Origin of the sequence: Bacillus sp. RO2 (genome assembly GCF_012911845.1) — a bacterium.
GTDB lineage: Bacteria > Bacillota > Bacilli > Bacillales > Bacillaceae_I > Sutcliffiella_A.
The window spans coordinates 26,623-36,969 of the sequence record NZ_JAAXCU010000012.1; the positions used below are offsets into that span (position 1 = coordinate 26,623).

General features: G+C 40.3%; 13 protein-coding genes. 7 read left to right on the top strand and 6 right to left on the bottom strand.

The features are described 5' to 3' along the window. Positions 1-972 (top strand): glycosyltransferase family 2 protein, encoded by a 972-nt coding sequence (locus HF078_RS01295; RefSeq protein WP_169289517.1) that lies wholly within the window; start codon positions 1-3, stop codon positions 970-972. A 101-nt stretch (positions 973-1,073) separates the two neighbouring features. On the opposite strand, the gene HF078_RS01300 is transcribed toward HF078_RS01295, so the two are convergent. From HF078_RS01300 to rarD, 3 genes are all read right to left on the bottom strand, one after another. Next, entirely contained in the window at positions 1,074-1,529 is a 456-nt protein-coding gene (locus HF078_RS01300) for a hypothetical protein (RefSeq protein WP_169289518.1), read from the bottom strand. A gap of 60 nt (positions 1,530-1,589) precedes the next feature. Continuing rightward, positions 1,590-1,967 (bottom strand): nuclear transport factor 2 family protein, encoded by a 378-nt coding sequence (locus HF078_RS01305; RefSeq protein ID WP_205831492.1) that lies wholly within the window; start codon positions 1,965-1,967, stop codon positions 1,590-1,592. Positions 1,968-2,184: 217 nt separating this feature from the next. Next, positions 2,185-3,120, bottom strand: a complete 936-nt coding sequence (gene rarD / locus HF078_RS01310) for an EamA family transporter RarD (RefSeq protein ID WP_169289519.1) — start codon at positions 3,118-3,120, stop codon at positions 2,185-2,187. 174 nt (positions 3,121-3,294) lie between these two features. Between rarD and HF078_RS01315 the strand changes: the two genes are divergently transcribed. Next, positions 3,295-4,005 (top strand): MerR family transcriptional regulator, encoded by a 711-nt coding sequence (locus HF078_RS01315; RefSeq protein ID WP_169289520.1) that lies wholly within the window; start codon positions 3,295-3,297, stop codon positions 4,003-4,005. Between the two features lie 385 nt (positions 4,006-4,390). On the opposite strand, the gene HF078_RS01320 is transcribed toward HF078_RS01315, so the two are convergent. Next, positions 4,391-4,954, bottom strand: a complete 564-nt coding sequence (locus HF078_RS01320; RefSeq protein ID WP_169289521.1) for a thioredoxin family protein — start codon at positions 4,952-4,954, stop codon at positions 4,391-4,393. Positions 4,955-5,133: 179 nt separating this feature from the next. Here HF078_RS01320 and HF078_RS01325 point away from each other — a divergent pair, with 179 nt between their 5' ends. From HF078_RS01325 to HF078_RS01335, 3 genes are read left to right on the top strand one after another with little or no spacing between them, the layout of a single operon-like run. Beyond that, positions 5,134-5,631, top strand: coding sequence for an exosporium protein D (locus HF078_RS01325; protein WP_169289522.1), 498 nt, complete (start codon positions 5,134-5,136; stop codon positions 5,629-5,631). Continuing rightward, positions 5,621-6,127, top strand: a complete 507-nt coding sequence (locus tag HF078_RS01330; RefSeq protein ID WP_169289523.1) for a hypothetical protein — start codon at positions 5,621-5,623, stop codon at positions 6,125-6,127. Before HF078_RS01325 ends, HF078_RS01330 begins: the two co-directional genes overlap by 11 nt. A 2-nt stretch (positions 6,128-6,129) precedes the next feature. Further along, positions 6,130-6,534, top strand: coding sequence for an exosporium protein D (locus HF078_RS01335; protein ID WP_169289524.1), 405 nt, complete (start codon positions 6,130-6,132; stop codon positions 6,532-6,534). Positions 6,535-6,597: 63 nt separating this feature from the next. Here the strand turns inward: HF078_RS01335 and HF078_RS01340 are convergent, their stop codons facing one another. Further along, entirely contained in the window at positions 6,598-7,359 is a 762-nt protein-coding gene (locus tag HF078_RS01340) for a TerC family protein (RefSeq protein ID WP_169289530.1), read from the bottom strand. Positions 7,360-7,534: 175 nt separating this feature from the next. Here HF078_RS01340 and HF078_RS01345 point away from each other — a divergent pair, with 175 nt between their 5' ends. Further along, a complete protein-coding gene (locus HF078_RS01345) occupies positions 7,535-8,461 on the top strand; it encodes a S66 peptidase family protein (protein ID WP_169289525.1) in 927 nt (308 codons plus the stop codon). A 372-nt stretch (positions 8,462-8,833) separates the two neighbouring features. Here HF078_RS01345 and HF078_RS01350 read toward each other — a convergent pair whose 3' ends face one another. Next, on the bottom strand, positions 8,834-9,511 hold the full coding sequence (locus HF078_RS01350; RefSeq protein ID WP_169289526.1) for a hypothetical protein: 678 nt from the start codon (positions 9,509-9,511) through the stop codon (positions 8,834-8,836). Positions 9,512-9,669: 158 nt separating this feature from the next. On the opposite strand from HF078_RS01350, the gene HF078_RS01355 reads away from it, so the two are divergent. Beyond that, complete coding sequence (locus tag HF078_RS01355) at positions 9,670-10,032, top strand: DUF3889 domain-containing protein (RefSeq protein WP_169289527.1); 363 nt, start codon at positions 9,670-9,672, stop codon at positions 10,030-10,032. Positions 10,033-10,347: the final 315 nt, after the last annotated feature.

Consider the following 10,347-nt stretch of genomic DNA (forward strand, 5'->3'; position numbering starts at 1 on the left):
ATGAGAGAGTTAATATCAATTGTGGTGCCGATGTATTTTGAGGAAGAAGTGGCGCAGGAATGCTATAACAGGCTAAAGGGTGTTATGGATGAGCATTATTACAACTATGAATTTATCTTCGTCAATGACGGCAGCACAGATCGGACGATGGAGATACTAAATAGCATTGCCGCCATGGATCCACGGGCAAAAATTGTTAACTTTGCAAGAAATTTCGGTCATCAGACGGCGGTTACCGCAGGAGTCGATTATGCCAGAGGAGATGCCATCATCATAATTGATGCCGATTTGCAGGACCCTCCGGAAGTCATCCCTTCTCTCGTTGAGAAATGGCGGGAAGGCTATGAAGTCGTGTACGCCAAACGAAAGAAGAGGGCCGGTGAAACAAAATTCAAGCTCCTGACCGCAAAATATTTCTATAAGTTTCTTAATTATATGGCAGATATTGAAATTCCCAAGGACACAGGTGACTTCCGATTAATAGACCGGAAAGTTGCAGACGTATTCACACAAATGACCGAGCGAAACCGCTTTGTTCGCGGAATGTTTTCCTGGATCGGATTTAAGCAAACCTTTATTGAATACGAACGTGATGAGCGATTTGCCGGGGAGACCAAATATCCATTGCGTAAGATGCTTCGATTCGCTTCTGACGGAATTATCGCCTTTTCCACAAAGCCCTTAAAAATAGTAATGTCCCTTGGCTTCTTTTCCGTATTGGTTTCTTTCGGTGTGCTTGCCTACACTATACTGGTAAAATTGTTCGGGCAAGAAGTTGAGGCAGGATGGGCTTCCATCATGGTGGCAATTACGTTCTTCAGTGGGATTCAATTGCTTGGAATGGGGATTGTGGGAGAGTATATTGCGCGTATATATGACGAAAGCAAGAACCGTCCGATTTATGTGGTGAGGGAAACGGTAAATCTGGGTGAAAATGAGACTATAGAGAAAATTCCTAGTATGATGAAATAACCCCTTTTTTATAAAAGCTAAGCTGTGCACAATTTTAGTATGAAAAAACGGCAAAGCCATGGCATTCATTTACACCATGGCTTTGCTTTCCTTTCTATTTCTTACACCCCTACCATTATCGTAATTCGTCCCTCCCCCATCTCATATCTGGTAATTTTACCAACGGGGATCATTTTTACTATATCCCAACTGTTAAAATCAATATTAATATGACCTCTGCTATAGTTAACATGCGGTGGCTTATCAAATATTCGTTTATTTAAGATGTTCAAGTTCAGGGGTTTTAACTTGGCAACTTTAAAAATCAGCTGCCTCCCCTCTAGCTTAACTGGCACAAGCGAAATGGAAAAAGAAAGATCCTTTTTGGTAAGCTTAAGGTCAGCTTCCGCTTTACCTGTGACAATAAATTCCCCTTTCGTTATGGAGACAGATACGTCCTGCAGCTTATCATTACGCTTAAGCACCTCTTTAAGCATGTTAGAGGTGATAGGTACAGGAATACCTTTGCTATTTTTCATCTGATTGACACCGTTCTTTATTTTCTCAAAGAAATCCATGGTCAACCCCCTGCTTTCTTGGTTTTTTCCCCACTCGCCTTTATTCGACACCACTTAGGATTAAAACATTCCGTGCTTATTCGGTGATTCTTCCGGAATTACCTGGCCGACATCCCACAGTTCCACTATTCTTTCTCCTTCAAAACGGAAAATATGAATTACTGCCGCTCCGAGTTCCTCCGGGTGCTGTTTAATATGAGAGTGAACAGCAACAGTATTTCCATCTGCTATTGTATGCTTCACTTCAAGTGTTTTGTTAGGACTTTGAACCGCGTTCTCTTCCATTGCTACCATTAGCGATTCAGCGTCACCACGAAAATATGGATTGTGATGACGGAAGTCAGTGGCAATGTGGCGCTCAAATGCTTCACGGATATTTCCGGAGGCAACCAATTGGAGGAATGAGACGGATGCTTCTTTGTATATATTACTAATCATTTCAACTCAACCTTTCATGTATGTAATAATCGCTTACCCTAACATCTACTTCTTTTAGAACTTGAGATTAAATGCTTATGTTTAACTTCTTCTTTTGTTAGCGTAAGTCCTTCACTATCTTAAAAGAAAATCAGACCCATTTGCTAATAAGCAAAGGAGTCTGGATAAAAGGAAAGATAAGCACCAGTTTTTCTGGTGCTGGGGAACCCAACAATAATTATAAACTTCTAGCTGGGACAACTACACGCTTTACCCGCCAACTTCTCATTAACGTAAAGGTATAAATTCCAAGTGCCACCCATATGCAAATAAACGCTACAAGATGCGCACCAGTAAACGGCTCATGAAACAAATAAACGCCCATAATCAGCTTAATAGTTGGCGCAAAATACTGCAGCAAACCGACCATTGATAGCGGAATTCTTTTTGCACCACTTGCGAAAAGTAACAATGGAACGGCTGTAACTACACCAGCAAGCAAAAGAAGCAACGTCACATTTAGGTTTCCACCAAACGCTCCGCCATCAGTTTTAGCATGCACATAAGTTAGAAAAAGCAGCGCAAACGGCGTAATTAAAAGTGTCTCAATAGCCAAACCAATTAAAGCACCCACTTGAACCATCTTCTTAATTAACCCATAAAATGCAAAACTTAAGGCAAGCATAATGGCGACCCATGGAAAGGTGCCGAAACTAAAAGTCAGCACGAGCACACCAGCCCCTGCTAGAATAATTGACAATGTCTGAAGACCAGACAGTTTTTCTTTTAACACAATGACAGCGAGTAAGATGCTTACAAGAGGATTGATATAGTAGCCGAGGCTCGCTTCAATGATACGATCGGCATTTACCGCCCAGATATAAAGACCCCAGTTAATGCTGATAAAAATAGAAGCAAGACTGATTCCAATCAGCCTTTTCCGATTCCTGACAAGAGCTTTAACCTCCAATGTAAAGGAAGGAATCTTCCTCAACATAGCTAGAATAATTAGTATAAAAACGAGCGACCAGACAATCCTGTGCGCAAGAATTTCCCCAGCCGGTACATCGTCCACCAGCTTCCAAAATAAAGGAAGGATCCCCCATAATATATATGATAAACCTGCTGAGATGATTCCAATTGCAAACTCTTTGTTACCTGTTGTTTGGTTCATGGCTGTACCCTCTTTACTAAGAATATTTGTATTTAGTGTAGGCGCGTTCCCAGTGAAAAGCAATGAAAACATTTCGAGATACGAAAAAAAGCGCACCCAGACTCTATAATGATGGGCGATATACCTCTTGCAAAAAGATTATAAAACATTCATATTAAAGATAGGAGGTGCGATATGCGAAACGATATACAACCAAATGAACGGGCATATTCGACCAAAGAAGTTGCGGAAGAAGTGGGGATTGCCACCCCTACTGTAAGGAAGTATGGACAGATACTAGAGCGGAATGGGTACGAGTTTTTAAAGGATGGGGACAGACGTATTTTTGTTGAATCGGATGTTAAAGCACTTGTAGCGCTGCGCGATACGGACAAGCCTCTCGACAGCACGGCACGCGATTTAGTGGAGCAACAAAAAGACCGCTTGGAGAACACAGTTCAAACAGACATAGCGCTACCCGATACGAGCGAAACATTACCAAGTGATCCGGAGCAGGTGAAGGAGTTCTTTAAATACTTAGCAACTGAACTTGCTGCAGCACGTGAAATGAACATTCAGTTAAAACAAGACATGTCACAAATCAAAACGACGGTAGCTCAGCTTCAGCAGGACCATCACTTTATTAGTTCAAGTATCGGTAATTCGGCACAAAAAACAAATAACAAGATTGAGAAATTAACAGAAGAACAAAGAGAACACTACGAAACTCTTTTAGAACAAGAAAGAGAAAGAACGGAAATGCTACAAGAGGAAATCCAAAAAATGCGCGACGAACAGAAAAAAGAGTGGGTTTCTCAGAATGATTTTAATAAACGTTTAGAAGAAGAAATGCAAAAGCGGGATAGTGGTAATTGGGGTTGGTTATTGTCGTTGTTTAAGAAGTAAGGGTTGCTTAATGGTCGCCTTAGAAGCGTATCGCCGGGCGATATATCTCATACAATGTTACATATTATATATATATCGGAGCACGATACGAGGTATGTTATGTAAAAATCGCCTATGATAAATACAAGTTTATCATAAGCGATTTTTTTGACTAAAGCAGACTTTTTGAGTCGTATTTTGATGTTTCCATCTATCATAATTCAACAATTTCCCGAGAAATATCTACAAGAATGAATGTGTATCGACATTAAAAGTCAGGTCATTATCTGGTACTTCCAGTTCATATGGAATCCATTTGTTAAGACTTTGAATGTCGATCTTATAAATTTCTGCACTGTTTGGTAACTGATTTTGGAGTACAAAAGTGCCGTCTGGGTTATTACCTCTATTCTCCTTTCAGTATATTCATTAATGTATTCTTAAAACTATCATACACGTACGTCCACAGGACTTCCTCGCCGACATATCTCTGCCTTAAAGTAGCAATGACTTCCTGTTGCTTTTCTGTAAAAGTAGGATCTTCCTTAGGTGGCAGCGCCCCGCGGAGTTCATCGACAATCTGTTGTACTTCCGGTGCACGCGGCCCCCATTTCCCCAATAGTTCCCCTTGTTCGCTTAATATTAAGATCATGGGAATCGCCCGTCCCCCGTTTGTCAGATGACGGTCTATTAGACTGGTGTCTGCGTCTCTCAGAGCAACGTGGAAATCAATGTCAGCAGCCTCAGCAACTTTACGGATCACTGGATTGATCATCATGGCGTCACCGCACCAATCTTCTGTAATCGTGAGAAAATGCAGGGAGTGCTCTTGCAGCTTTTCTACTAATCCATCTGCAGGCAATTGGAACCTATCATAGACCGTTAAGCTTTCCTCTTTTAACATACTCATTTCATCCATGTATGTTTGAATGGATTTTCCCTCTTGAAAAAATTGTTCTTCGGATTTCATGATTGAATTCTCCTTTGTGCTTTTAGTGTTATTTTAGCTCTTTCATATATCCTTCGATTTAATTGATGATAGAACGAAATTGTCTTTCCCCTAACCCCATTCTACCAATCTTTTCACCAATCATAGAACTTTTTCATAGAATATATTGCTAGTAAATATATTAATAGGAGGAAATAGATTTGATACGGAAATATAGTATGAAGAGTGATTTAACGGATTTGCCGGGACCATCGCCAATGGTTAACAGTATGAAAAGTCGGATTAGAGAGTGCAAGCCGAAGAATTTTGTTGAGACGCATAAGTTTCAAGGGGTTGGAGAGAACGAGACAGGAAATATTCCGCTTACTTTTATTATTAATGCTGCCCAAGAGTATGTTTTGTTTGAGGATTTTACAGAAAATCATAACAAAACTTACTTTCAAATAGGCAGCCCTACGTTAGGGACAGAAGATCTTGCATTTAATTTACAAGTAAGAGTGACGACCGATTCCTCTGAAACTCCGCTTGAATACACTATTCCACTTTCTCAAACGCGGGCATTTCAGTTGGAAAATGTACGCCGAATAACCGTCCATCTTAATAATCTTCCAATATTTTTTCAACGAAGAATTAGCTTTTATTTAGAAAAGACATTTTGTATGTCATGTTCAGAAGGAGGAATGGAAAATGGGATGTAAGGACAATCATATGAAGCACTGTACGATGGCGCTAACTTCCCCCAGCCAACAACCGGGAAGATTGAAAGATCATAAATGCAAGAAAGACAGCTGCAATGTGGAAACCCATAAAGTGAGAGGAAACGGACAGGGCCTAACTGGAAACATCCCCCTTCAAATTAATATTCCAGGTAATGCTGAAGAGTTAACTGTATTTGAGGATTTTACGGACAACCATAATAAGACTTATTTACAGCTTTCTTCAGAACCATCTCCAATTGAGAATACATTCAGCGTTTTAGATGTAAAAATTTTCACTAGAGATTCAAAAGAGCCAATTGAGATACGACTTTCTACTAACCCTATTGGGCCAGAGTATACCGGTATTCCTAGGGGCATACAGATTGAAAATTTTGCTAGCCTAACTGTCTCTAATCCATTTGATACTGCTAGCACATTACGAGTTTATATCGAAAAAACATTTTGCATCTGCTGCAGAAAAAATGGAGGTCACTAACCATGAAAAAACAAAGTCATATAGAAAGCCATTTTGTTCAAGGAAGTGGGCTTAATCAGACCGGAAACATTCCTCTTCTTTTTCCTCTTCGTCCTAACGAAACGGAAATTATATTCTCTGACGAAACCAACAACCATAATAAAACACTCATTCAAATCAAATCGATTGGTGTCGGTCCTTTTCCTCCATTTCCTCTTCAAGTTTTCATCTTCACAAAAGACAGTCTTTTTCCAATTATTGCAGAAGTACAAGGATCTGAACTTTTCAACGAAGGAAACACACGAGCATTTCAAGTAGAAAACTTTAGTTTCCTCGCCATCCGCTTCAACGACGAAGTAGGCCAACGGGAAGCTGCAGCTGAAGTATTTATTCAGAAGACGTTTTGTATAGGTTGTGGGGATAGGTAGTTAGCCCCGTTTTGAGGAAAATTAAAGAAAACAGTCCAAAGAATATGAACTGTTTTCTTCCCATCAATTTATCACTTCTTCTTCCTTTGCCTTGGAGAAAAACCAGCCTCCTGCTGCAATCAGAAGCAAAACAACGTAGAAAGTTACTTTCCACTCTGTGGATTTTGGGAACGTTTCAGGTAAAATCCCTAATTGAGGATGTGCTAATGTATACACAAGTAGCTTTACCCCAACCCACCCGACAATGAGGAACGCAGCAATCTCAAGACCTGGTCTTGATTTCAATAATGCTACAAATAAGTTAGCTGCAAAACGCATTATAATTAATCCAATTAATCCTCCAGCAAAGATGACGAGAAACTTTCCTCCGTCTAATCCACCAATTGTAGGCAGCGGTGTATCAGGCAATGTTACAGCAAGTGCAACAGCAGCTAGAATCGAGTCTACAGCAAAAGCGATATCTGCTAACTCCACCTTGAACACTGTACCCCAGAAACCAGCTTTCTTTTCCTTTTCTTTTCTTACCTTTTGTTTTTTAAACACATATTTTCGAAGGATATGGTTCAAGGCAATAAACAGGAGATAAATGGCCCCAATCGCCTGTACTTGCCATACATCCACTAAAAACGAGATGACAAATAAAGACCCAAATCGAAAAACAAACGCACCAGCAAGACCGTAGAACAATGCTTTTTTACGTTCTTTTTCTGGTAGATGCTTTACCATGATTGCTAATACTAAGGCGTTATCTGCTGCCAAAAGGCCTTCAAGTGCTACAAGCAAAAGCAAAACCCATGTATATTCTAATAAAATGGATACATCCATCATGAAACCTCCTAAAAGCTGTTGGCTTAGTAATAGCGTTTGCAACATGGGAAATTTTTAGTGATGGATGATTTAGGTATATGAAGAGTTTTGGGTCGTCGCGTCTGCTCTCTTCTCAAAAAGGAAGTTCCATCATATGTATAGAAATACAAATGATTTTTGAGGAGCGAAGTATATGGCCATTAAAGCACGTGCGCTTCAAAGGGGAGATACAATTGGTTTGGTTACTTTGGGGAGTCCTCTTGATGCGACCACGATAAATACGAGGGTACAATTTTTGCGGGATATGGGGTTTAACGTTGTTTTTGGAAGGTATGTTTATTCTATCGATGGGATTGTCTCCGCTCCCGCTGACAAAAGAGCGGAGGATCTCATGGATATGTTTAAGAACCCGAATGTGAAAATGATTCTTGCGACACGAGGCGGGACAGGTGTTCAAGAGATTCTTCCTTATCTTGATTTTAAAATTATCAGGGAAAATCCGAAGTTAATTTCTGGGTACAGCGATATCACCGTGCTGTTGAACAGTCTAAATCAGTTTAGTGATCTCATTACGTTTCATAGCTTGATGCTTATTGATTTTCGAGCAGAAACACCGTCTTACAATTTTAATCAATTTTTTGCAGCGACTTCCACTTTTGTCTCCCCGCGAGCTCTTATTAATCCACCAGAAGTGGTGCGTACGGGGATAAATCCTGGAAATGTGACCGGGCCAATTGTAGGAGGAAATATCACTTCCATCGTTAATACGCTTGGCACGCCTTATGAGATTGATACAAAAGGCAAAATTCTTTTTCTAGAAGACACACATACACCTGCCAACATGATTCTACGCTACTTTACCCAACTGTCCATGGCAGAAAAATTTAAGGATTGCCTCGGCATTATCATGGGAGAATGCACAAATTGTCCAGTGGCATATAACACGTCCTATGCAGATCTTATTAATTCAGTTATCGTGCCGACAAGAAAGCCCTTGATTACGAACTTCGCCACGGGTCATGGGAGGTTTAAGGCTGCAATACCGATTGGTGCTACTGTTAATATGAACGCTACGAATAACACGATAACGGTGATGGAGCCCGCGGTGTCGCGGGGGTAGGTACCGTGACCCATATTGGGGAGTAATCTTGGTGATTCAGGAGTCGGGTTATGTGAATATATGGATTGTCGTTAATTTGAATGGTTTTTTTGATTAATTGGGCGGCTTTTTTGTATACTTTAGGTCGTTTATTGACTAATTCGTCTCTTTTTTTGACTAATTCAGCTTTTGGTGGCTAACTTAGAGAGCATATCGCACTAACCAACACATCATCTCTGGCCTTTCAACGTTATTTCAATATACCATGCTGAAATAGTCGATATTTGTCTTCTTCCTCTTACCTTTAATCTAAAGCGAAGATAAATAATTTTCTACAAACGTTTGTTTAAATTTTAATATGGAAAAATAATAACAGCATATGCATCCTCAAAGTCACTCCTCAAAAAAAGCATACAATTCCTCTACTTCATACGTCTTAAAGACCAGCTTCTCTCGATTGAAGACCAAAATTACAGGAAATTGCTCGACTCCGAACTCTTTTTTATAATCCACCACATACTCTTTATCATACTCAATCCAAGTAGCTACCACTTCCTCCTCTGTCAGATCGAGAACCTTTTCATATAGAGGGTCTTGCAATTCTAGAGGTAATACAGCCCCTTCTTCATACATAACAACTAGTTTATAGCCATCTACATGTGATAGGAATCGTGCATACTTTTCCTCAAAGGTCATATCTAATAAGACGAGTTCTTTAGGCTTTCCTTCAAAACTTTCTCCCCTAGGTGGATTTACTAACACTTTTTGACCTTTTCTCAAGTCGTTGAGAGATGCTTCTTTCCCATTCTCGTACTTGATCGTGGTTCCTTCCGTAATCTTAGCTAGGTAGGAGTAACCCTCGTCTGTACCATTCGATCCTTTCCTATCTCGCTTTTCCCATTCCGAAATGTCCACTTCCACACTGTCCCCACTAACATTCCATACCGTTCCGATCATTTTTTCATCGTCATAATGAGAATTTGGGTTCTCCTCACCACCAACTGCATTACTACCACAAGCAGTAAGAAGCGAAATGCTAAAAAATACTAACACGAAAAACGAATGCCGCATAGTTTCTCCTCCTGATTTCTTGAAGGGACTGATCCTCACCCACCCTATATTTATATTCTCTATTCTTCGTTAAGCCGCAATCGATATCCTTCTTTTTCCAAAATTCAAATTAAAATACTCTGATTGGGGCACTATAAGCTTAACTGGAGGGATAAAAAATGAAGAAGTTTACCTTACTTTTTTGTATAGCATGCTTTCTATTAGTTGGTTATCAACCTGTTCCGTCAGCAGAGGCCGCAAAAGTGGCAACTCAACAAGTACCAAGTTATGCAAAGTGGGGACAGCTCGCGATGAAACGGACAAAAGAGGCATATCCAAAAGCAGAGATTGTCGACTATTTACATATGGGCAGACAGGAAGGCCCAATATTAACAACGGAAAAATTCAGGCTATGGATAGAAGAAGAGGACAAAGAGTTCGGAGTGAATGTAACGATTAGCTTTTATAAGGAGACAGAGTCGGTTAAAGAGGTAAAATTAGAGGAGATAAAGCGGAAGGGGAAAGGGAAGAAGCGGGGATAGTGGTGGATGTAACATTTTCTATAAACCCTAGATATTTTACTTTTCCTAGTGCTATCCCAATTGTTGTACCCAAGTTATATTGAGTAATCTGCTTTTGTTACCTGTTTTAACCCTGGGGTGATGATTCTGGAGCGTGGGGGCTCTCTGCTACCGTTCTGCTCCTACCACTATTAGTTCGGGTGGAGACAGAGTTTTTCTACTACCGTTTTTCCGTTCCAGCTTGATTTTCGGGCAGAGAGAAAGGCTCTCTACTACCGTTTTCCTGTTCCAGCTTGATTTTCGGGCGGAGAGAGAGGCTCTCTACTACCGTTTTAC